Source organism: Ralstonia chuxiongensis (assembly GCF_024158925.1).
In the GTDB taxonomy this organism is placed as follows: Bacteria; Pseudomonadota; Gammaproteobacteria; order Burkholderiales; family Burkholderiaceae; genus Ralstonia; species Ralstonia chuxiongensis.
In genome coordinates, this window is sequence record NZ_JAMYWC010000003.1 from 643,122 (window position 1) to 666,341 (window position 23,220).

General features: G+C 62.5%; 20 protein-coding genes. 17 read left to right on the forward strand and 3 right to left on the reverse strand.

The window, feature by feature from the left end:
* The first annotated feature begins 10 nt into the window (after positions 1–10).
* The 5 genes from NKG59_RS12310 (at position 11) to NKG59_RS12330 (ending at position 4,599) form a co-directional block, all read left to right on the forward strand.
* Positions 11–1,006 (forward strand): YVTN family beta-propeller repeat protein, encoded by a 996-nt coding sequence (locus NKG59_RS12310; protein WP_253537111.1) that lies wholly within the window; start codon positions 11–13, stop codon positions 1,004–1,006.
* A gap of 11 nt (positions 1,007–1,017) precedes the next feature.
* Positions 1,018–1,848, forward strand: coding sequence for a polysaccharide deacetylase family protein (locus NKG59_RS12315; RefSeq protein ID WP_253537114.1), 831 nt, complete (start codon positions 1,018–1,020; stop codon positions 1,846–1,848).
* A 1-nt stretch (position 1,849) separates the two neighbouring features.
* Entirely contained in the window at positions 1,850–2,824 is a 975-nt protein-coding gene (locus tag NKG59_RS12320) for a sterol desaturase family protein (RefSeq protein WP_253537117.1), read from the forward strand.
* Positions 2,825–2,901: 77 nt separating this feature from the next.
* Positions 2,902–3,759: an EI24 domain-containing protein gene (locus tag NKG59_RS12325; protein ID WP_253537120.1), complete on the forward strand. Its 858-nt coding sequence runs from the start codon at positions 2,902–2,904 to the stop codon at positions 3,757–3,759.
* A 21-nt stretch (positions 3,760–3,780) separates the two neighbouring features.
* Entirely contained in the window at positions 3,781–4,599 is an 819-nt protein-coding gene (locus NKG59_RS12330) for a competence/damage-inducible protein A (RefSeq protein WP_253537124.1), read from the forward strand.
* A 16-nt stretch (positions 4,600–4,615) separates the two neighbouring features.
* Here the strand turns inward: NKG59_RS12330 and NKG59_RS12335 are convergent, their stop codons facing one another.
* Positions 4,616–5,092, reverse strand: a complete 477-nt coding sequence (locus NKG59_RS12335; RefSeq protein WP_253537127.1) for a rhodanese-like domain-containing protein — start codon at positions 5,090–5,092, stop codon at positions 4,616–4,618.
* A 472-nt stretch (positions 5,093–5,564) separates the two neighbouring features.
* Between NKG59_RS12335 and NKG59_RS12340 the strand changes: the two genes are divergently transcribed.
* From NKG59_RS12340 to ntrC, 4 genes are all read left to right on the forward strand, one after another.
* Positions 5,565–6,980, forward strand: a complete 1,416-nt coding sequence (locus tag NKG59_RS12340; RefSeq protein ID WP_045204233.1) for a 3-hydroxylaminophenol mutase — start codon at positions 5,565–5,567, stop codon at positions 6,978–6,980.
* 157 nt (positions 6,981–7,137) lie between these two features.
* Entirely contained in the window at positions 7,138–7,662 is a 525-nt protein-coding gene (locus tag NKG59_RS12345; RefSeq protein WP_253537130.1) for a DUF4124 domain-containing protein, read from the forward strand.
* A 7-nt stretch (positions 7,663–7,669) separates the two neighbouring features.
* Positions 7,670–8,872 (forward strand): nitrogen regulation protein NR(II), encoded by a 1,203-nt coding sequence (gene glnL / locus NKG59_RS12350; protein WP_253537133.1) that lies wholly within the window; start codon positions 7,670–7,672, stop codon positions 8,870–8,872.
* 70 nt (positions 8,873–8,942) lie between these two features.
* Entirely contained in the window at positions 8,943–10,451 is a 1,509-nt protein-coding gene (gene ntrC, locus NKG59_RS12355) for a nitrogen regulation protein NR(I) (RefSeq protein ID WP_253537136.1), read from the forward strand.
* 115 nt (positions 10,452–10,566) lie between these two features.
* Here the strand turns inward: ntrC and NKG59_RS12360 are convergent, their stop codons facing one another.
* Both NKG59_RS12360 and NKG59_RS12365 read right to left on the reverse strand, forming a co-directional pair.
* Complete coding sequence (locus NKG59_RS12360; RefSeq protein WP_024975937.1) at positions 10,567–10,896, reverse strand: hypothetical protein; 330 nt, start codon at positions 10,894–10,896, stop codon at positions 10,567–10,569.
* 169 nt (positions 10,897–11,065) lie between these two features.
* Positions 11,066–11,959 carry an HAD family hydrolase gene (locus NKG59_RS12365; RefSeq protein WP_253537139.1) on the reverse strand — a complete coding sequence of 298 codons (894 nt, stop codon included), beginning with the start codon at positions 11,957–11,959 and terminating at the stop codon, positions 11,066–11,068.
* A gap of 197 nt (positions 11,960–12,156) precedes the next feature.
* On the opposite strand from NKG59_RS12365, the gene ugpB reads away from it, so the two are divergent.
* The 8 genes from ugpB to lpdA all read left to right on the forward strand — a co-directional run bounded on the left by ugpB (position 12,157) and on the right by lpdA (position 23,205).
* Positions 12,157–13,473, forward strand: a complete 1,317-nt coding sequence (ugpB, locus tag NKG59_RS12370) for a sn-glycerol-3-phosphate ABC transporter substrate-binding protein UgpB (RefSeq protein ID WP_045204227.1) — start codon at positions 12,157–12,159, stop codon at positions 13,471–13,473.
* Positions 13,474–13,549: 76 nt separating this feature from the next.
* The gene (gene ugpA / locus NKG59_RS12375; RefSeq protein WP_024975934.1) at positions 13,550–14,431 is read left to right on the forward strand and encodes a sn-glycerol-3-phosphate ABC transporter permease UgpA; all 882 of its coding nucleotides are present in this window, start codon (positions 13,550–13,552) and stop codon (positions 14,429–14,431) included.
* Between the two features lie 18 nt (positions 14,432–14,449).
* Positions 14,450–15,298: a sn-glycerol-3-phosphate ABC transporter permease UgpE gene (gene ugpE / locus NKG59_RS12380; protein ID WP_253537143.1), complete on the forward strand. Its 849-nt coding sequence runs from the start codon at positions 14,450–14,452 to the stop codon at positions 15,296–15,298.
* Between the two features lie 10 nt (positions 15,299–15,308).
* Positions 15,309–16,406, forward strand: a complete 1,098-nt coding sequence (locus tag NKG59_RS12385; RefSeq protein ID WP_045204225.1) for a sn-glycerol-3-phosphate import ATP-binding protein UgpC — start codon at positions 15,309–15,311, stop codon at positions 16,404–16,406.
* The gene (gene ugpQ, locus NKG59_RS12390) at positions 16,403–17,155 is read left to right on the forward strand and encodes a glycerophosphodiester phosphodiesterase (RefSeq protein ID WP_253537145.1); all 753 of its coding nucleotides are present in this window, start codon (positions 16,403–16,405) and stop codon (positions 17,153–17,155) included. The genes NKG59_RS12385 and ugpQ overlap by 4 nt, the downstream gene beginning before the upstream one ends.
* 291 nt (positions 17,156–17,446) lie before the next feature.
* Positions 17,447–20,311, forward strand: coding sequence for a 2-oxoglutarate dehydrogenase E1 component (locus NKG59_RS12395; protein WP_253537148.1), 2,865 nt, complete (start codon positions 17,447–17,449; stop codon positions 20,309–20,311).
* A 134-nt stretch (positions 20,312–20,445) separates the two neighbouring features.
* Positions 20,446–21,699: a 2-oxoglutarate dehydrogenase complex dihydrolipoyllysine-residue succinyltransferase gene (odhB, locus tag NKG59_RS12400; protein WP_024975929.1), complete on the forward strand. Its 1,254-nt coding sequence runs from the start codon at positions 20,446–20,448 to the stop codon at positions 21,697–21,699.
* Positions 21,700–21,768: 69 nt separating this feature from the next.
* Positions 21,769–23,205 (forward strand): dihydrolipoyl dehydrogenase, encoded by a 1,437-nt coding sequence (gene lpdA, locus NKG59_RS12405; RefSeq protein ID WP_045204222.1) that lies wholly within the window; start codon positions 21,769–21,771, stop codon positions 23,203–23,205.
* Positions 23,206–23,220 lie beyond the last annotated feature (15 nt).

Genomic DNA, 23,220 nt, shown 5'->3' on the forward strand with positions numbered 1-23,220 from the left:
TCTTCTCGATATGTCTGCCTTGCGCGCCTCGTTTGCCTCCCGTTGGTTTTCCACGCTTGTCGTGTCGGCCGCTGCTTTAATGGCAGCGCATGCGGCGCGTGCTGAAGTCGTCACCGTGCTCAACTCGGGCGACGCAAGCGTCTCTCTGATCGACAAGGACACCCGCAAGGTGCTCGAGACGTTCCCGATCGGCAAGGAGCCGCACCACCTGATCGCCACGCCTGACGAAAAATCGTTGATCGTCGCCAACGCAGTCGGCAACGAACTGGTGTTCCTCGATCCCGTGACCGGCAAGATTCAGCAGCGTGTGCCGCGCATCGACGATCCGTATCAGATCGGCTTCTCGCCGGACCAGAAGTGGTTCCTGACCACCGGCAACCGGCTGGACCGCATTGATATCTACCGCTGGGACGGTCACGCGCTGACCATCGCCAAGCAAGTGCCCGCGGCCAAGACGCCGAGCCACATTGCCTATACCGCCGACAGCAAGATCGCGTTCGTCACCCTGCAGGATTCCAACGAGGTGATGGCCATCGACCTGCCCACGCAGACCGTGATGTGGCGCATGACCATTGGCTCCGCACCGGCCGGGGTGTGGGTCACGACCGACCAGAAATACCTGCTGGTTGGCATGACCGGCGCCGATTACGTCGAAGTGATCGACTGGCACAACCGCACCAGCGTCAAGCGCATCCCGACCGGCAAGGGCGCGCACAACTTCCGCGCGCTGGGTGACAAGCGCCACTTGTTCCTGTCGAACCGCGTGTCGGGCACGATCAGCATCATTGATCAGCAAACGCTGACCAAGGTGGGCGACATCACCGGCCTGCCGCCTGGCCCCGACGACATGGAATTGACCGCCGACGGCAAGCAGCTTTGGGTGACCTGCCGCTGGGCTAAACGCGTGGCGATCGTCGACGTGGCAAGCCGCAAGGTCGTGGAAGAGATCAAGGTCGGGCGCTCGCCGCACGGCATTTACTTCCGCACGCGCGCTCCGCTGATTTGAGCATCACGACGATGAAATCCCGCCTGTCGATGTTGCGCACGTTCGCTGCCACGGCAGCGCTGGGCCTGTGCGCGCTCGCCACGGCCGCACCCGGTGGTGTGAATGCCGGTGCGTGCAAAGGTACCGTCTACCTGACATTCGACACCGGCAGCATGAGCCAGGCGCAGTTGATTGCTGACACACTGCGCCGCCATCGCATCCACGCCACGTTCTTCCTTGCCAACGAGAAGACCATCCACGGCGACAGCACGCTGGACGACGGCTGGGCGCCTTACTGGAAATCGCTTGCCGCCGACGGCCACGCATTCGGTACGCACACCTTCGATCACGTCTACTACAAGGGCGAGGCGGGTGCGGGCAAGGTCCGCTTCCGCCCTCAGTTTGGCGAGCAGGGCGGCCGCAATGTCTTGTGGGGCGAGCCTGAATTCTGTGCGGAACTGAAATACAGCGCCGCGCGCTTCAAGGCCATGACCGGTCAGCCGATGGACCCGTTGTGGCGCGCGCCGGGTGGTCACCTTTCGGCAACGACCGAGGCCTGGGCCAAGCAATGCGGGTTTGCCCACGTGGCATGGGCGCCCGCCGGTTTCCTGGGCGATGAGTTGCCGTCCGAGCGTTATCCGAACGACGCGTTGCTGCAGAAGGCGCTGTCCAACTTGCGCGATGGCGACATCACCATGGCGCATCTGGGCATCTGGTCGCGCAAGGATCCGTGGGCGCCAGCGGATCTGGAGCCGCTGATCACCGGCCTGGAGCGCAAGGGTTTCTGCTTTGCCACGCTGCGCGATCATCCGCAGTACAAAGCCTGGTTTGCTGCTCACCCGGCACACACGGCAGCCCGCTGACATGTTTGACTGGATCGCCGACACCTTCACGCAGGCCCAGGATGTGCTCTTCCAGCACGTCGTGATGCCGATCACTTATGCGGTCGGCCTGGGTGGTTACGTTGAAGATGCGTACCCCGGCACTGAGTGGTTGCTGATGGGGCTCGTGCAGATCGCCGTGCTGCTGCTGATTTTCCGTCCGCTGGAGCGCTGGCGCCCCGTGGAGCCGATGCATGACCGCAAGGCCGTGCGCGCCGATATCTTCTACACGCTGTTTCACCGCCTGGGATTCTTTCCGCTGCTGCTGTTCTTCACGCTGCAGCCGTTGATCGACGGCCTCGACGGCAGGCTGCGGTTCTGGGGCTGGGCGCATCTGAATGTGGAAGACTGGTGGCCAGGCGTCACGTCGGTTTCCATCGTCAGCTTTCTGATCTATCTGGTGTTGTTCGACCTGCTCGACTACTGGTATCACCGCCTCTCGCACAAGTTTCACTGGTGGTGGAACCTTCATTCGCTGCATCACAGTCAGCAACAGATGACGCTCTGGTCCGATGACCGCAACCACATCCTCGACGATGTGCTGCGCGGCGCGGTTTTTGCCATCGCGGCGCTGGCCATTGGGGTGGAACCCTCGCAGTACGTGTTGCTGGTCGCCATTTCGCAATTGCTGCAAAGCCTGCAGCATGCCAACGTGCGGCTGCATTTCGGCTGGCTGGGCGACCGGCTGCTGATCTCGCCGCGCTTTCATCGTATGCATCACGCCATTGGGCTGGGGCACGAGGTGCCAGGTAAACCCGGCGTGCTGGGTGGCTGCAATTTTGGCGTGCTGTTCCCGTGGTGGGACATGCTGTTCGGCACCGCCATCTTCTCGCCGGAGTACCACGCCACCGGTATCCGCGATCAACTTCCCGCACCGCAAGGGCGCTCGCGCGACTACGGGCGCGGCGTGCTGCGTCAGCAGTGGCTCGGCCTCAAGCGCTTGTTCGGCCGAGCGTAAAGCGCACGTGCGGCGGCACCAGCGTCGTCTCTGCGCGCTGTGCTAGGCTGTTCGCTCCCTGATTTCCCGATTTCTGCATGAACGACCTGATTCGCTCATTTGGCCGGGCGCTGCTCTCGCAACTGCATCCGCGCATGCTGTTCCTGACAGTGCTGCCTTTCGTCGTGGCCGTGGTGGTCTGGGGCGGAGTGCTGTATTTCGGCTGGGATGCCATGAACGGCATGGCCCGCAACGCTGTGGAAGGCTGGGCCTTCATGGGCTGGATCAAGAGCGGCCTCAACGCCATCGGCATGGCCGGGTTGTGGTCGGCCATTGCGCCGTTGCTCGTGATCACCTTGTTGGTGCCGGTGATCGTCGTATCGATTCTCGTGCTGGTGAGCGTGGCGTCGGTGCCGGTGGTTATGCGTTTTCTTGATCGCAGCTATCCGCAGTTGGAGCGTCACAAGGGCGGCTCGGTGTTGGGCAGCCTGATGCATGCGCTGCTATGCACGCTGGTGGTCATCGTGGTGGCCATCGTCACTCTGCCGCTGTGGCTGATTCCACCGTTTTTTGCACTGATTCCACCCTTGTTGTGGGGTTGGCTCACGTACCGGTTGATGACGTACGATGCGCTGGCTGACCACGCTACAGCCGAAGAGCGCCGCGCGATCATGCAGCGCTACCGGCTGCCGCTCCTGGGCATTGGCGTGGCGGTTGGCATGCTGGGCTCGGCGCCGACGCTGCTGTGGGTATCGTCGGTGGTGACGATTGTGCTGTTCCCGATCATCGCCATCGCCGTCATCTGGTTGTATGTGCTGATCTTCATTTTCTCAGCACTCTGGTTCGGTCATTTCTGCTTGCGTGCGCTCACGCGCCTTCGCGCTGAAGCGCCGCCTGCGCGCATGGTCGAGGCCAGCGTGATCGAAGTCACTACCATTGAACTACCTCGCGAATAATCAGAAACCATCGGAACTGACATGGCTTTCGGCATGATCATCATCGGCGACGAGATTCTCTCCGGCCGCCGCGAAGACAAACACCTGCGCAAGTTGATCGAAGTGCTCGGCGAGCGCGGCCTAGCGTTGGAGTGGGCGGAATACGTCGGCGATCAACCCGCGCGCATCACGAGCGTCCTCAAACGTACCTTCGCCAGCGATGACGTGGTGTTCTGCACTGGCGGTATCGGCGCAACACCCGATGACCACACACGCCAATGCGCAGCTGCTGCGCTGGGCGTACCGTTGGAGCTGCATCCGGAAGCGCGCGAGCAGATCACGTTGCGCATTTCCGAGTCGGCCAACGGTGACCCGGTCAAGGGCGATGTCTCCACGCCCGAAAACCAGCACCGCTTCAAGATGGGCGAGTTTCCGCAGGGCGCACGCATCATCCCGAACAGCTACAACCGTATCCCCGGTTTTTCGGTGGTGCATCACCATTTCATGCCGGGTTTTCCGGTGATGGCGTGGCCGATGATGGAGTGGGTGCTTGACACCTATTACGCCGACCAATTCCACCGCGCGCCGCGCGAGGAGCGCTCGTTCCTGGTGTTCGGCTTGCCGGAGTCGCGGCTTACGCCGCTGATGGAACGCATCGAAGCTGAGTTCGATGGTGTGAAGGTTTTCAGTCTGCCCAGCGTGGGCGATGCAGCGCGCGGTGAGCGCTATGCCCGCTCGCACATCGACCTGGGCGTTAAGGGCTCACCGGACGCTGTGGTGCGCGCCTATGTGTTGCTGCGAGAGGGCGCGTTGGCGCTGGGTGGCGAGATTTTCGAGGCGGACGCCCCCCCGGCGTCCTGACGCCCAGCAGCGTGCCTCAAGCGCCGTGCCAGGGCAGGCCCCGGAAGCACCAGCCTTCCACGGTCTTGCGATGGCCTTCGGTGTCTTTTGCGCCCTCAAAACCTTCCAACACATCCATCGCTGCCGCATAGCCTGCTTGCGCAGCCGCTGCTGCCGCGTGCTTGGAGCGCGCGGCGCTGCGGCACAGGAACAGCACCGGCGCATCTTTCGGCACGGCGGCTTCCAGCGCGCTCAGGAAGTTGGCGTTGCGCACACCGCCCGGATACTGATTCCACTCCACATGCACAAACTGGCTTGGCGAAATGTCCGGCGTGCCAACCCAGTCGAGTTCGGCACGCGTGCGCACATCCACGAGTCGCGCTTGCGGGTCGGCGGCCAACAATGCGGCAGCCTCTTGCGGCGACAGTGCGCCGAAGTACGGCAGTTGGTCTGCCTCGCGGCGGGCGGCAGCAGCCTCGAGCAGGGACTCGCGGGTCAGCGTGATGGCAGTCATGATGGGCAGGAACGGGTGAAAGGGTAAACGATCATTCTAGCGCGGCCGTCACATGACGCGGGCGAAAATCCCCGTAGTGGTGCGCGCACATCCCATGTGCACACAAATAGTGCAGCTTGGGGCGATATGCACCGTTGTGGTGCGTTGACTATGCTGCTTGAACAGCGTTAGCTCGATCAGCGGGCAGCGCGAGCATGAGGTCGGCCGGATTGCCGGCGCGCGCGCACCGTGTCCCGGCATGGGCTGGCGCGGCGCTGCACTGTTTGCGGGAGTGGATGCCCGATGTCGGACCGGAATTGGCATAGTTTCTGCTAAGATTCCCGCGGTCTTTTTCGGGGGCGTCCGTTCGTGTCGGACGACCTTGCTGGAAAGAAGATGTTTCGGAGTGAGGACGAATTGCAGCCGATGTGCAGCGATCCGTCACACAACCGGCTCACAATACTTTGCGTTATTGCGCTACCAGGAGAATGGCATGTCCCAAAGCATTGCAGACGTGATGAAGCTCGTGAAGGAAAACGACGTCAAGTTCGTCGATTTCCGCTTCACAGATACCAAGGGTAAGGAGCAGCACGTCTCGGTCCCCGTTTCGCACTTCGACGAAGACAAGTTCGAAAGCGGTCACGCATTCGACGGCTCGTCGATCGCCGGCTGGAAGGGCATCGAAGCGTCGGACATGCTGCTGGTGCCGGATGCAAACACCGCACACGTCGACCCGTTCTACGAAGAGCCGACCCTGGTCCTGACCTGCGACGTGGTCGAGCCGTCGGACGGCAAGGGCTACGACCGCGACCCGCGCTCGATCGCCAAGCGTGCTGAGGCCTACCTGAAGAGCACCGGCCTGGGCGACACCGCCTACTTTGGCCCGGAACCCGAATTCTTCATCTTCGACGGCGTGACCTGGAACATCGACATGCAGGGTTGCTTCGTGAAGATCGATTCCGAAGAAGCTCCGTGGTCGTCGGGCAAGGAGTTCGAACACGGCAATTCGGGTCACCGTCCGGGCAAGAAGGGTGGCTACTTCCCGGTTGCTCCGATCGATACGTTCCAAGACATGCGCTCGGAAATGTGCCTGATCCTGGAATCGCTGGGCATTCCGGTTGAAGTGCACCACCACGAAGTGGCAGGCCAAGGCCAGAACGAAATCGGCACGAGGTTCAGCACGCTGGTGCAACGCGCCGACTGGACCCAACTGCAAAAGTACGTGATCCAGAACGTCGCACACACCTACGGCAAGACCGCAACGTTCATGCCGAAGCCGGTCGTGGGCGACAACGGTTCGGGCATGCACGTTCACCAGTCGATCTGGAAGGACGGCCAGAACCTGTTCGCAGGCAACGGCTACGCAGGTCTGTCGGAATTCGCGCTGTACTACATCGGCGGCATCATCAAGCACGCTCGCGCGCTGAACGCCATCACCAACCCGGGTACGAACTCGTACAAGCGTCTGGTGCCGGGCTTCGAAGCTCCGGTCAAGCTGGCCTACTCGGCACGCAACCGCTCGGCTTCGATCCGTATTCCGTACGTTGCGAACCCGAAGGGCCGTCGTATCGAAACGCGCTTCCCGGATCCGCTGATGAACCCGTACCTGGGCTTCTCGGCACTGATGATGGCCGGTCTGGATGGCGTGCAGAACAAGATCCACCCGGGCGAAGCTGCCGACAAGAACCTGTACGACCTGCCGCCGGAAGAAGACGCAAAGATCCCGACCGTGTGCTCGAGCCTGGATCAGGCCCTCGAATACCTGGACAAGGATCGCGAGTTCCTGACCCGCGGTGGTGTGTTCTCCAACGCCATGCTGGACGCCTACATCGAGCTGAAGATGGAAGAAGTCACGCGCTTCCGCATGACGACGCACCCGCTCGAGTTCGAGATGTACTACTCGCTGTAATCTGCGAGCGCCCCGGGCAATGTGTCGGGGCGAAGAGACGGTTGTGAGAGGAGGGGCGGCGCAGGTCGCCCTTCCTTTTTATGAGCGGAGTTTTGTGGCTAGAATGAGCGTCCGCCGGACTCCGGCGCCCGATCGACGTATCCGCCAGGTTCCACTCATGTCCCGTCCTTCCCCACGCATCGCATCCGGACTGTTTGCCGCGGCTGCGGCGGTGTTTGCCACGCTGTCCGTGCAGGCGCCCGCGTACGCCGATGATGTCTATTTGTGCACCGGCCCGAACGGCGTGCCGGAGTACCGTAACAGCGGCAACGTGAAAGGCTGCAAGAAGTTGACGCTGCCCGATGTGGTGACCGTCCCAGGCACGCGCAGCCCGCGCAGTGCAGGAGCCGCGCCCGCGCCGGCACAAAATAATGCAGGCGGTGGTTTCCCCCGCGTGGACAACGCCACGCAGAAGGCGCGTGACGGCGAACGCCGCCAGGTGCTGGAGGCCGAGCTGGCAGACGAGGAGCGCAAGCTCCAGGCGTTGAAGACCGAATACAACAACGGTCAGCCCGAGCGCCAGGGCAACGAACGTAACTATCAGAAGTATCTGGACCGCACCGCGCAGTTGAAGGGCGACATCGAGCGCAGCCAGGCCAATGTCGATTCCATCCGCCGGGAGCTGGGCAATCTCAAGGACTAGATAAACCATGCGTCGACTGATCCGCAAAGCGGCACGCCGCGATGAACAGGAACAGACGACGCCATCCGCGCCGTCAGCCTCCGCCCTCGGGCTGGAGGTCTCCGAAGGCGAGCCCCTCGACGGGCCGCCGCTGATTCCGTTCTCACATGGTGCACCGCCGTCGTTCCCCGGGCTCGATGCGGTGCCCAATCCCATCCTCTTCGTCCGCCATCCGGCGCTGACGATCTTCTACGCCAATCCCGCCGCTGAAGCCGCCCTGGCCGTGTCCCGCCGCCAGTTGGTGGAGATGTCGCTGTACGAGCTGTTTGCCGATCCGTCGGAGTTGGCCGAGATGATCGCCACCGTGGCAGCGCGCCAGTTCGACGCCAAGCGGCGCGACGTGTCGCTCGACCGTGTAGGCCATGAGCCGCTGCATGCGCATGCCGTCGTGGGCGCGCTCGATTTTGCGCCGGGCTCGGTGCTGCTTGAGCTGCTGCCCAACGAGCAGAAGATCCGCAGCGAGCGCGAAGAGCGTCTGCTCGATCTGACCTCCGCCAACAAAGAGCTGATCCGCAACCTTGCGCATGAGATCAAGAACCCGTTGGGCGGCATTCGCGGCGCGGCGCAGCTGCTGGAGTTCGAGCTGCCGGAGCGCTCGCTGCGCGAGTACACGCAGGTGATCATCAAGGAATCGGATCGGTTGCAGACGCTGGTCGACCGCCTGCTGGAGCCGCACCGGCATCCGCATATCGTTGGCGATGTGAACATCCACGAGGTGCTGGAGCGGGTGCGCTCGGTGGTGCTGGCGGAGTTTCCGCAGGGCTTGCGGATCGTGCGGGACTACGACGCGAGCCTGCCGGAGTTTCGAGGTGATAAGGAGCAACTCATCCAGGCCGTGCTCAACATCGTTCACAACGCGGCGCACGCGCTGGGCCCTCGCATCGCGCAGGGCGACGGCGAAATCATTCTGCGCACGCGCGTGGCACGCAAAGTTACGATTGCGAAACGTCTTTACAAGCTGGCATTGGACTTGCATGTAGTGGACAACGGTCCTGGTATCCCGGACGACATCCGCGAGCGAATCTTCTTCCCGCTGGTGTCCGGAAGGGAGGGGGGAAGTGGGCTGGGCCTGACACTCGCGCAGACGTTCGTGCAGCAGCACGATGGTCTGATCGAATGCGAGAGCAGGCCGGGTCAAACGGATTTCCGCATTCTCGTGCCGCTGCACTGAAGCGTCGCAGCTTCAACAACGCAGCGCGAGACGGCCCAGGCGAGACGAAGTCAAGCAGACGAACCAACACATGAAGCCAATCTGGATAGTCGACGACGATCAATCCATCCGCTGGGTCCTTGAGAAGGCGCTGGCGCGTGAGAGCCTGCTTTCGCGCAGCTTTACCAACGTGCGCGACGCGCTCAACGCGCTCGACGAAGAAACGCCGCAAGTCCTGATCTCCGACGTCCGCATGCCGGGCGGCTCGGGGCTGGATCTGCTGCAGGCTATCAAGGCCAAGCACCCGGGGCTGCCGGTCATCATCATGACCGCGTATTCGGACCTGGACAGCGCCGTGGCGGCGTTCCAGGGCGGAGCGTTTGAATACTTGGCTAAGCCGTTCGACGTGGATCGCGCGGTCGAGCTGATCCGCCGCGCGCTGGAAGAGAGCCTGCGCGAGGAGGAAATCGACGACCGCCTGAGCGATGCGCCTGAGATTCTCGGGCAGGCGCCGGCCATGCAGGACGTGTTCCGCGCGATCGGGCGGTTGTCGCAGTCCAACGTGACGGTGCTGATCACCGGCGAATCCGGCACGGGTAAAGAGCTGGTGGCCCGGGCGCTGCATAAGCACAGCCCGCGCGCGAGCGGTCCCTTTATCGCGCTGAATACAGCAGCAATTCCGAAAGATCTGCTGGAATCCGAACTGTTCGGCCATGAGCGTGGCGCCTTCACGGGCGCGCAGACCATGCGCCGCGGCCGCTTCGAGCAAGCCGAGGGCGGCACGCTGTTCCTCGATGAAATTGGCGACATGCCGTTCGATCTGCAGACGCGGTTGCTGCGCGTGCTGTCGGACGGACACTTTTATCGCGTGGGCGGTCACAACCCGCTCAAGGCCAACGTGCGCGTCATTGCGGCCACGCACCAGAATCTTGAAACGCGCGTCAAGGACGGCCTGTTCCGCGAGGACTTGTTCCACCGCCTGAACGTGATCCGTCTGCGCTTGCCGGCGCTGCGTGAACGCCCGGAAGACATCACGCTGCTGGCGCGCCATTTCCTGCAGAAGAGCGCCAAGGAGTTGGGCGTGGAGCCCAAGCGTATGTCGGACGATGCGCTGGCGCATATCGCCACGCTGCCGTTCCCGGGCAACGTGCGGCAACTGGAAAACCTCTGCAACTGGCTGACCGTGATGGCGCCGGCGCAGACCATTGAAAGCAAGGATCTGCCCACCGATCTGGTGCGTGGCAACGCGCAGATGCTGCCTGCCATGGGCGATGCCCAGGCGCGCCCGGCCTTCATCGGCGAGCCGTCGCATGGTGGCGAACAGTATGGCGTTACGCCGTCGGTCGATGCGTTGCTTTCGACGACTTCAGTGGGCGCATCCATCTCCGCAGGCTGGGAGCGCGCGCTCGCGGGTGAGGCCAAGGCCATGCTCGAAGCAGGTCAGCCTGACGTGATGGACGCGCTTACGCGTCGCTTCGAGAAGGCGATTCTGGAGGCTGCGCTTGGTGTCACGCGCGGGCGCCGCGTCGAGGCGGCAACGCGCCTTGGCATCGGCCGCAACACCATCACACGCAAATTGCAGGAGCTTGGCTTCGACTGACGCGCTGTCAGCAGGGCCAGTCCACCGAATATCGTCGAGCTTGGCGATTGGGATTGGGCGGATTTCCGATAAGGGAGTCCGCCCTTTTTTTGTGTGCCGCGAATGCGTGCCGCGCTTAGTGCAGCTTGTGCTTCAGCTGCGACAGTTCTTCATGCGCGCGCATCACGGCAGATTCCACGGAGTGGTCGACCTTTCCGGTGGCGTTTTGGCAGGCCATCTTCGCGCGGTCGGAGCAGGCTTCGAGCTTGTCGATGGCCTCGACGAAGGTCTGCTGATCTTCAGCACCTTCGAGCCGCGAGTGGCACTGGCGGGCCTGGTCGTCCAGTTGCTGGATCGATTGCTTCAGCGAGTCAGGCACGTCCTTGTGCGAGGCGCAGGTCCGGGCCAGTTCGGCGATGGTGCTTTCCGCATGTTCAAAACGCTGGCGCAGTTTCTCTGTTTGCATGGAGGGCTCCTGTCGGTTGCGTAAAAAAGGGCGTTGGCACCGTATGCACCGTTATGAGGCAGTCACATGGTGCAAAGCGGTGCAACGCCCAATTTCGGCGCAAGCGGCGTGCCGCGTGCGGCAAGCGACACCGGATCTCCAGGTCGTGTTGCGGTGCGAGGATGCCGCGTCAGTCGCGTGGCGCGGGCAGGGCCAGGGAGCGCGCTTCCAGGATGCGTTCAGCGACTTCGGCAAAGCCGCCACCCCCCTCGGCCTCTGTAAGGTAAGCGGGCGGCACGGGCAGCGTATCGATCACGTCCAGCACATTGGCCACACCCACCGAGAGCGGGAAGAACTCGAACATTGCAGCATCGTTGGCCGAGTCGCCCACGAACACCCAGCGTTCATGCTCGGCATGCAAGTCGATACCGAATGCACGGCGCGCGAGCGACACGCTGGCGCTCAGCTTGTCGTGCTTGCCGAACCAGCCGTTGACGTGAATCGAACTGACCGTGGCATGCATGCCGTGCGTGCGCATGATGTCGACGATGTGTTGCACGGCGTGTTGCGGCAGCGGCGGGACTTGCTCGGCATGATCGACAGCGAGATCCGCTGCGTGCCAAGCCTGGTCCGTCGCCAGCGCTGACCCCGGCACGGCACGCCGGATCTCCGCAGCGACTTCACGGATGCGCTCCAGATTGCGCGCGCGCGTTTGCGCGTCGTCCACAAAGTCGGTGGCCAGATGTCCACGCGAATCGACACGCATGGCAAACGCACCGTTCTCGCCGATCACCGCATCAACAGGCCAAAGCCGCGCGATGACTTCGCACCAGGCAATCGAGCGGCCGGTGACCGGCACGACCTTGACGCCGGCACGATGCAAGCGCTCCAGCGCCGAGTACGTCTGCGCGGGAAGCTTCCCCCTCGTGGTGAGGGTGCCATCCACGTCGGTGAAGACGCCGGTGATATTGCGCAGTGCATCATCCGAGAGTTGATGCAGGGCCTGCGGAACACGCCGCTCAGCAATGACGGGCGTGGTTTCAGGCGAGTCGGGAGCGGCAGGAGTGGTGGGTGGGGCGAGCATGCTGCGGGTGCAAAAGAGAGTGTCTTGAATCCATTCTAACGGCCGTTGCAAGCCAAACCTTGGAGGGATTTCCCGATTTCTTTGTGACAGAAAGGGAAGTAACATCCCGCTGTCATAAAAATGACCGACCGTGCATATACAGTCGGCGCACCGTGGGCGGAGCGAGGGAGCCCGCCGGGTCGAAACCAGGAGAAATCATGTCGATCAAGAAGATTGCGGGGGCCGCAGCAGTACTGGCCGCGTGTACGTTTGCGCAAGGCGCGTACGCGGTGACGGAAATCCAATGGTGGCATTCGATGGAAGGCGCCTTGAACGACAAGGTGAACGAGATCGCCACCAAGTTCAACGCGAGCCAGTCCGACTACAAGATCGTGCCGGTCTACAAGGGCCAGTACGATGAATCGCTGGCTGCGGGCATCGCGGCATTCCGCGCCGGCAACGCACCGGCCATCCTGCAGGTGTTCGAAGTTGGTACCGCGACGATGATGAACGCCAAGGGCGCCATCGTGCCCGTGGCCAAGGTCATGAAGGACGCCGGCGAGAAATTTGATCCGAAGGCCTACGTGCCTGCTGTGGCTGGCTACTACACGTCGAACAAGGGCGAGATGCTGTCGTTCCCGTTCAACAGCTCGACGACGATCATGTATTACAACAAGGACGCCTTCAAGAAGGCCGGCCTTGACCCGAACAAGCCGCCCGCAACGTGGCAGGAAGTGGCCATCGATGCGGCAAAGCTCAAAGCCGCCGGCGTGCCCTGCGGCTACACGACCGACTGGCAATCGTGGGTGCATCTGGAGAGCTTCTCGGCCTGGCACAACGTCTCGTTCGCCACAGAGAACAACGGTTTTGGTGGCGCAAAGGCTCGCTTGAACTTCAACGGCCCGGTGCAGATCAAGCACATCCAGAACCTGCTCGACATGGAGAAGAAGGGCTACTTCACCTACGCCGGCCGCAAGGACGAGCCGAAGGCGAAGTTCATCGCGGGTGAGTGCGCCATGCACACGGGTTCGTCGGCAGCGCTGGCGAACATCCGCAAGAACGCCAAGTTCAACTTCAGCCCCGCTCCGCTGCCGTACGAAGCCGGCGTGCCGGGTGCCCCGCAGAACACGATCATCGGCGGCGCTTCGCTGTGGGTGATGGGCGGCCACAAGGCCGAGGAGTACAAGGGCGTCGCGAAGTTCTTCTCGTTCCTGTCGCGTCCGGACGTGCAAGCCGACTGGCACCAGTCGACGGGCTATCTGCCCGTTACCCTGGAAGCGTATGAGCTGACCAAGAAGTCCGGCTACTACGACAAGAACCCGGGCGCTGACGTTGCCGTCAAGCAGATGATCGTCAAGACGACCGACAAGTCGCGCGGCATTCGTCTGGGCAACTTCCCGCAGATCCGTCAGGTGATCGACGAAGAGCTGGAAGCCGTCTGGGCCGGCAAGAAGACGCCGAAGGAAGCGCTGGACACGGCTGTGTCACGCGGCAACGAGCTGCTCGTCCGCTTCGAGAAGACCGTCAAGGAATAAGCGCCTATTAGGCGCTCGTCTAAACCGCCGGCCTCGTGCGCTCGCACAGGCCGGCGGTGCGTTTTTGGAATGTCGCATGGAAAAACGCGTCGTTTTCCGGTCGCGCTGGCTGCCGTATGTGCTGGTGGCCCCGCAGATCGTCATCACTCTGGTGTTCTTCTTCTGGCCCGCAGGGCAGGCGTTATATCAGTCGCTGCTGCGCCAGGATGCCTTCGGCATCAACCTCGAATTCGTGGGGCTGGAGAACTTTCGTGATCTCTTCAATGATCCGACGTACCTCGGGTCGTTCCAGACCACAGCGGTGTTCGCCATTGGCGTCGCGCTGGTGGGTCTGGGCACCTCGCTGGCGCTGGCGTACTTTGCCGATCGCGCGCTGCGTGGCGCCACGTTCTACAAGACCCTGCTGATCTGGCCGTACGCCATTGCGCCGGCCGTGGCGGGCGTGCTGTGGAGCTTCCTTTTCAACCCCTCGCTGGGCATCGTGTCGTTCGTGATCCGCAAGATGGGCGTGGACTGGAACTTCGTGCTCAACGGCGGGCAGGCGCTGACGCTGGTGGTCATCATCGCGGCGTGGAAGCAGATCAGCTACAACTTCCTCTTCTTCCTGGCGGGGCTGCAGAGCATTCCGAAGTCGCTGATCGAAGCGGCCGCCATTGACGGTGCCGGACCCTGGAAGCGCTTTTGGTCGATCGTTTTTCCGCTGCTGTCGCCCACCACGTTTTTCCTGATGGTGGTGAACGTCGTGTACGCGTTCTTCGACACCTTCGCCATCATCGATTCGGTCACGCAGGGCGGCCCGTTCAAGGCGACGGAGACGCTGGTGTTCAAGGTCTATCAAGACGGCGTGCGCGGTCTCGATATCGGTGGATCGGCGGCCCAGTCGGTGATCCTCATGGCCTTGGTGATCGTGCTGACGATCGTCCAGTTCCGTTACGTTGAACGCAAAGTCCAATACTGACAGGAGGGCATACGCACCATGATTGAACGCCGTCCATTCCTGGACTTCCTCACCCACGTCGTGCTGATTCTCGGTGTGATCGTCGTGGCCTTTCCGGTGTACGTCGTCTTCGTCGCGTCGTCGTTGACGGCCGAAGACGTGCTGCAAGCACCGATGACGCTGATCCCCGGTCCGCACCTCATCGAAAACTACCGCACGGTGCTCACGTCGGGCATGGGCAACTCGGCTACGCCGGTCGGCACCATGCTCATGAACAGCCTGATCATGGCGCTGGGCATTTCGCTCGGGAAGATCGCGATTTCCATCATCTCGGCGTTTGCGATCGTCTATTTCCGCTTTCCGATGCGCAAGACATTCTTCTGGCTCATCTTCGTCACGCTGATGCTGCCGGTGGAAGTGCGGATTCTGCCTACGTACAAGGTGGTGTCGGATCTCGGCATGCTGAACAGCTACCTTGGTTTGACGATTCCGATCATCGCGTCGGCCACGGCCACGTTCCTGTTCCGGCAGTTCTTCCTGACGATTCCCGACGAACTGGCGGAAGCCGCGCGCATCGATGGCGCCGGCCCGCTCAAGTTCTTCTGGGACGTGGTGCTGCCGCTCTCGCGCACCAGCATCGCGGCGCTGTTCGTGATCCAGTTCATTTACGGCTGGAACCAGTACCTCTGGCCGCTCCTGATCACGACCGAAAAGAGCATGACGCCCATCGTGCTGGGCGTGACGCAAATGATCTCCCGCTCCGGCGATTCCGCCACCGACTGGAACCTGCTGATGGCCACCGTGATGCTGGCCATGTTGCCGCCTGCGGCAATCGTGATCGGCATGCAGCGGTGGTTCGTGAAGGGCCTCGTCGAAACCGAAAAGTAAAAGAAGCAAGATGGCAAAACTTTCGTTACGCAACGTCCAGAAGCACTACGCCAACCTCCAGGTCGTGCACGGCATCGATATGGAAATCGGCGACGGGGAGTTCATCGTCATCGTCGGGCCGTCGGGCTGCGGCAAGTCCACGCTGCTGCGCATGGTGGCGGGGCTGGAGCCGATCACCGGCGGCGAAGTGTGGATTGGCGACCGCGTCGTCAACGAACTGGAGCCGGCCGAGCGCGATATCGCGATGGTGTTCCAGAACTACGCGCTGTATCCGCACATGAGCGTGTTCGACAACATGGCCTACGGCCTGAAGATTCGGGGCTTGCCCAAGAGCGATATTCAAGCGCGTGTTGAGCAGGCCGCGGGCATTCTCGAACTCGGCAAGCTGCTCGATCGCAAGCCGCGCCAGCTCTCGGGCGGTCAACGCCAGCGTGTGGCCATGGGCCGCGCGATCGTGCGTGAGCCGGCTGTGTTCCTGTTCGACGAACCGCTCTCCAACCTGGATGCCAAGCTGCGAGTGCAGATGCGCTTGGAGCTGAAGGATCTGCATCGCCGTCTGCGCACGACGAGTCTTTACGTCACGCACGATCAGGTCGAAGCGATGACGTTGGCCGATCGCATGATGGTGCTCAACGGCGGCCGGGTCGAGCAGATCGGCACACCGCTCGAGGTGTACTCGCGTCCGGCCAGCACGTTCGTGGCGGGCTTCATCGGCTCGCCGCCGATGAACCTCGTGCCCGTGTCGCGCAATGCTGGTGGCGGCACGCAGATCCGCGTGGATGGTGCGAAGGAGGGCGATGCTGCCGCCACGCTAGGCCATCTGCCGATGGGGCTGCACCTGCCCGAACACGCGCTGATGGGATTGCGCCCCGAACATATCGAGTCGTGCTCGGCTGATCAGGCCATCGCCTTCATCGACGTGCGCGTGGTCGAGGCCCTCGGTGCGGATGCGTTCGCGTACGGCACGCTGGCTGGTCATCCTGTCGTGGTCCGCCTGGAACCGCACGCCAGCGTAAAGGCCGGTGACAAGCTGCCGATCACCGCGGCGGCCGAGCACTTGCACTGGTTCGACCCGCAAACCACGCGCCGCATCGAGGCTCTGGCATGACGGGCGCACACGCCTTGCCGGCATGGCCGTATCTGCGTGCCATTGCGCACCGCGGTGCGGGCAAGCTGGCGCCGGAGAACACGCTGGCAGCCTTCCGCCATGGCGCATCGTTCGGCTATCGCATGTTCGAATTCGATGTGAAGCTCTCCGGCGACGGCGCGTCGGTCCTGTTGCACGACGCCACGCTGGATCGCACCACGAACGGCGCAGGTCGCCTCGATGCGCTCACGCTTGGCCAGATCGCGCAACTGGACGCAGGCAGTTGGCACAGTCCCGCCTACGCCGGCGAGCCGGTGCCGACGCTGGCAGCCATCGCGCGCTACCTTCGCGCCAACAACTTCCTCGCCAATATCGAGATCAAACCGGTGCCAGGCGCAGAGTGGCGCACGGGCGCCGCTGTTGCGCTCGACGCCCGCACGCTGTGGGCCGGCGCCGACGTGCCGCCGCTGCTGTCTTCGTTCTCCGAAGAAGCGCTGGCCGCCGCGCGCGAAGCTGCGCCGGAATTGCCCCGCGCGTTGCTGCTCGACAAACTGCCCGCCGATTGGCTCGTTCGCCTGCGCGCATTGGATTGTGTTGCTCTCGACGCCAACCATCGCGAACTCACGCCAGAGATCATTGACGAGGCACACGCCGCAGGGTTTCGCGTCTGCTGCTACACGGTCAACGACCTGGATCGCGCGCAGTTGCTCTGGAGTGCGGGACTGGACGGCTTGATCACCGATTGGGTCGACCGTATTTCGCCCGCCTGAATGTGATCAAAGCATGGCTTTGACGTGGCATAACAACGGTCCTTTGTCACGTCAAAGAATCAGAATATTGCTTATAAACATGCTATGCTTCCCACCCGTGAAGACTTAGGTCCTTCCCGCACAACTTGTCTGTAAAAGCTGTCTCGGTACCTCCTTTCTGCATTACGCGATCCGGTCCGACCAGGTGATTTCAGGCGATTTAGTTTGCGATCCGCTAACCGGTCAAGCCGTGTCGCGGAAGGTTGATGAACCCGCTGAACTCCGGCAGACCCGGAGAAAAGTGAGCGCCCCATGACAGAGCTGTATAAGCAGTACCTGGACACTTCGTACCTGTCCGGCGGTAACGCCGCCTACGTTGAAGATCAGTACGAAGCGTACCTTCAAGATCCCACGTCCGTTAGCGAGGCATTGCGCGCGTACTTCGATGCGCTGCAGAACGTCCCCGCTGTCGACGGTTCCAACGCCCGGGATATCCCCCACGCCCCCATCGTCACGTCGTTTGCTGAGCGCGCCAAGGCTGGCCCGATCAAGACGATTGTCGCGTCTGCCGATTCCGATATGGGTCGCAAGCGCGTGTCGGCCACGCAGCTGATTGCCGCGTACCGCAATGTGGGCCTGCGTTGGGCTGATCTTGATCCGCTTAAGCGTCAGGAGCGCCCGCCGGTGCCGGATCTGGACCCGGCTTTCTACGGTTTCACCGAGGCCGACCAGGACATCATCTTCAATGCCAGCAACACGTATTTCGGCAAGGAATCGATGAGCCTGCGCGAGCTGGTCAACAACCTGCGCGAAACGTACTGCGGCTCGATCGGTGCCGAATTCATGTACATCAGCGACCAAGCCCAAAAGCGCTGGTGGCAGGAGCGTCTGGAAACCATCCGCTCCAAGCCGACGTTCTCCGCTGAAAAGAAGAAGCACATCCTGGAACGCCTGACGGCCGCTGAAGGCCTCGAGCGCTTCCTGCATACCAAGTACGTCGGTCAGAAGCGTTTCTCGCTTGAAGGCGGCGAAAGCTTCATCGCGGCCATGGACGAACTGATCCAGCATTCCGGCGCCAAGGGCGTGCAGGAAATCGTGATCGGCATGGCCCACCGCGGCCGTCTGAACGTGCTGGTCAACACGCTGGGCAAGATGCCCGCAGACCTGTTTGCCGAATTCGAAGGCAAGCACGTGGACGATCTGCCCGCTGGCGACGTGAAGTACCACAAGGGCTTCTCGAGCGATGTGACCACGCCGGGCGGCCCCGTCCACCTGTCGCTGGCGTTCAACCCGTCGCACCTTGAGATCGTCAATCCGGTCGTGGAAGGTTCGGTCAAGGCGCGTCAGGAGCGCCGCGGCGACAAGCACGGCGCGCAAGTGCTGGCTGTGCAAGTCCACGGTGACGCAGCCTTCGCTGGCCAGGGCGTCGTGATGGAAACACTGAACCTCGCGCAAACGCGCGGTTACGGCACGGGCGGCACGATCCACATCGTCATCAATAACCAGATCGGTTTCACGACGTCGGACCCGCGCGACTCGCGCTCGACGCTGTACTGTACCGACGTGGTCAAGATGATCGAAGCGCCGGTCCTGCACGTGAACGGTGACGATCCGGAAGCCGTTGTGCTCGCCATGCAACTGGCCGTGGATTACCGTACCGAGTTCCAGAAGGACATCGCGGTCGACATCATCTGCTTCCGCAAGCTCGGCCACAACGAGCAAGACACGCCGGCGATGACGCAGCCGCTGATGTACAAGAAGATCGGCACGCACCCCGGCACGCGCAAGCTCTACGCAGACAAACTCGTCACGCAGAACACGCTGAAGACCGAAGAGCCGGACACCCTGGTGCAGGAATTCCGCGCCGCCATGGACGCGGGCAAACACACGGTCGACCCGGTGCTGTCGAACTTCAAGAACAAGTTCGCTGTGGACTGGATGCCGTTCCTGAACCGCAAATGGACGGATGCGGCCGACACCGCTGTGCCGATGGCGGAACTCAAGCGTCTGGCCGAGCGCATCACCGCCATCCCCGATCATTTCAAGCTGCACCCGCTGGTTGAGAACGTCGTTAACAACCGCGCCAAGATGGGCAAGGGCGAGCTGTCGCTGGACTGGGGCATGGGCGAGCACCTGGCCTTCGCATCGCTGGTGGCGTCTGGCTACCCGGTGCGTATCACTGGCCAGGATGCTGGTCGCGGTACGTTCACGCACCGTCACGCAGTCCTGCATGATCAGAATCGCGAGCGTTGGGACGCTGGCAGCTACATCCCGCTGCAGAATGTGTCGGAGAGCCAAGCTCCCTTTACGGTGATCGACTCGGTGCTGTCGGAAGAGGCCGTGATGGGCTTCGAGTACGGCTATTCGTCGGCTGAGCCGAACACCATGGTGATCTGGGAAGCCCAGTTCGGCGACTTCGCCAACGGCGCACAGGTGGTGATCGACCAGTTCATCTCGTCGGGCGAAGTGAAGTGGGGCCGTGCCTCGGGCCTGACGCTGATGCTGCCGCATGGCTACGAAGGCCAAGGTCCGGAGCACAGCTCGGCACGCCTGGAGCGCTACCTGCAGCTCTGCGCAGACCACAACATGCAAGTGGTGCAGCCGACCACGCCGGCGCAGATCTTCCACCTGCTGCGTCGCCAGATGATCCGGATGTTCCGCAAGCCGCTGATCATCCTGACGCCGAAGTCGCTGCTGCGCAGCAAGGATGCTGTGTCGCCTCTGTCGGATCTAGCCAAGGGCCATTTCGAGACGGTGATCGCCGATACGGCCGAAGATCTGAATGCCGCCAAGGTCAAGCGCGTCGTGGCCTGCTCGGGCAAGGTCTACTACGACCTGGTCAACGCCCGTAAGGAACGTGGCCAGACCGACACGGCCATCATCCGTGTGGAACAGCTCTATCCGTTCCCGCACAAGGCGTTCGCAGCCGAGCTGAAGAAGTATCCGAACCTCGCCGAAGTGGTGTGGTGCCAGGACGAGCCGCAGAACCAGGGTGCCTGGTTCTTCGTGCAGCACTACATCCTGGAGAACATGACCGAAGGACAGAAGCTGGGCTACGCAGGCCGCCCGGCATCGGCATCACCGGCCGTGGGCTACTACGCGAAGCACAACGAGCAGCAGAAGGCGCTGATCGATGCCGCGTTTGGCAAGCTCAAGGGCTTCGTGCTGAACAAGTAAGCGACATCTGCACCAAGGCGGCAGCTTCGGCTGTCGCCTTGACGCATCTTCGCTACCGAATTCCACCGTATATCGAATTAGCGCGGCTCCCGAAGAAGAGGAGCATGTGCACATGAATCCAAGGAAGCACCGAAATGGCTATCGTTGAAGTCAAGGTCCCGCAGTTTTCCGAGTCCGTTGAAGAAGGCACGCTGATCTCCTGGAAGAAGAAGCCGGGCGAAGCCGTGGCCCAGGACGAAATCCTGATCGAAGTCGAGACCGACAAGGTCGTGCTGGAAGTGCCGGCCCCGTCGGCTGGCGTGCTGGCCGAAGTGCTGGTGGCGGACGGCGCAACCGTGACGTCGGAACAGCTGCTGGCCAAGATCGACACCGAAGGCAAGGCAGGCGCCGCCGCTCCGGCTGCTGCTGCACCGGCTCCCGCAGCCGCTGCACCGGCGCCGGCTGCTGCCGCTCCGGCTGCCGCTGCCGCGGGTGGCGTGGCCATGCCGTCGGCTGCCAAGCTGATGGCTGAGAACAATCTGTCGGCTGGCCAAGTGGCCGGCACGGGCCGCGATGGCCGCATCACCAAGGGCGACGTGCTGGGTGCCGTGGCTGGTGGCGCCAAGCCGGCTGCCGCTGCTGCTCCGCAAGCCGCACGTCCGGCGCTGCAGCAGGTTGCTGCGCCGGTGGACTTCGCCGCTCTGGGCGACCGCCCGGAAGAGCGCGTGCCGATGAGCCGCCTGCGCGCCCGTATTGCCGAGCGCCTGGTGCAGTCGCAATCGACCAACGCCATTCTCACCACCTTCAACGAAGTCAACATGAAGCCGGTGATGGACTTGCGCGCCAAGTTCAAGGACCAGTTCGAGAAGACCCACGGCGTGAAGCTGGGCTTCATGTCGTTCTTCGTGAAGGCCGCTGTCCACGCACTCAAGAAGTACCCGGTGATCAATGCGTCGGTTGATGGCAACGACATCGTCTACCACGGGTACTTCGACATCGGTATCGCTGTCGGCTCGCCGCGTGGCCTGGTGGTGCCCATCCTGCGCAATGCCGACCAGATGAGCCTGGCCGATATCGAGAAGAAGATTGCCGAGTTCGGCCAGAAGGCCAAGGACGGCAAGCTGACGCTGGACGACCTGACCGGCGGTACGTTCTCGATCTCGAACGGCGGCACGTTCGGCTCGATGCTGTCGACCCCGATCATCAACCCGCCGCAATCGGCCATCCTGGGCGTGCATGCCACCAAGGACCGCGCTGTGGTGGAGAACGGCCAAGTCGTGGTTCGTCCGATGAACTACCTGGCCATGTCCTACGACCACCGCATCATCGACGGCCGCGAAGCCGTGCTGGGCCTGGTCGCCATGAAGGAAGCGCTGGAAGATCCCGCACGCCTGCTGCTGGACCTGTAATCGACGCGTTGATGACCTGAGATGCCGCTGCCCATTGGGTGCGTCGGCGTCCGAATCGAGGATTTCTCCATGAGCAAAGAATTTGACGTGCTGGTGATCGGCGCCGGCCCCGGTGGCTACATCGCCGCCATCCGCGCTGGCCAGCTGGGCCTGAACGTGGCCTGCTGCGAAGACAACGCCTACGACGATCCGAAGGGCGAGCCGCGCCTGGGCGGCACCTGCCTGAATGTTGGCTGCATTCCCTCGAAGGCGTTGCTGGCCTCGTCGGAAGAGTTCGAGAACGTGAACCACCACCTGGCCGACCACGGCATCACGGTGGAGGGCGTCAAGGTCGACGTGGCCAAGATGCTCAAGCGCAAGGACGACATCGTCGGCAAGATGACGAAGGGCATCGAGTTCCTGTTCCGCAAGAACAAGGTGACGTTGCTTAAGGGTCACGGCAAGTTCGTCGGTAAGACCGACGCGGGCTATCAGGTCGAGATCGCAGGCAAGGCCGGCACGGAAGTCGTGACCGCCAAGCACGTGATCATCGCCACGGGCTCGAAGGCTCGCCATCTGCCGGGCGTGAAGGTCGACAACGTGACCATTGCCGACAACGAAGGTGCACTGAAGTTTGGTGAAGTGCCGAAGAAGCTGGGCGTGATCGGTGCTGGCGTGATCGGCCTGGAGTTGGGCTCGGTGTGGCGCCGTCTGGGCGCCGAAGTGACGATTCTCGAAGCGCTGCCGAGCTTCCTCGGTGCGGCTGACGAATCCGTTGCTAAGGAAGCCAATAAGCTGCTGACCAAGCAGGGCCTGAAGATCAACGTCGGCGTGAAGGTCGGCGAGATCGAATCGTCGGGCAAGGGCGTGAAGGTGAACTACACCGACGCTGCCGGCGCTGCGCAAGTGCTGGAGTGCGACAAGCTGATCGTGTCGATCGGCCGCGTGCCGAACACCGACAACCTGGGTCTGGAAGCGATCGGCCTGGCGGCGGATCAGCGTGGCTTTATCGAGGTGGACGAACACTGCGCGACCAAGCTGCCGAACCTGTGGGCGATCGGCGACGTGGTGCGTGGCCCGATGCTGGCGCACAAGGCAGAAGACGAGGGCGTGGCTGTGGCCGAGCGCATCGTTGGCCAGAAGCCGCACATCGATTACAACTGCATTCCGTGGGTCATCTACACCTACCCGGAAATTGCGTGGGTGGGCAAGACCGAGCAGCAGCTCAAGGCCGAAGGCCGCGAGACCAAGGCCGGCCAGTTCCCGTTCATGGCGAATGGCCGTGCACTGGGCATGGGCGCATCCGATGGTTTCGTGAAGGTCATCGCCGATGCGAAGACCGATGAAATCCTGGGCGTGCACATCGTGGCAGCCAATGCTTCGGACCTGGTTGCCGAAGCCGTGGTGGCGATGGAGTTCAAGGCTGCAGCTGAAGACATCGGCCGTATCTGCCATCCGCACCCGTCGATGTCGGAAGTGATGCGCGAAGCTGCGCTGGCGGTCGACAAGCGTCAGCTCAATATGTAAATCGCAAGCCGCAAG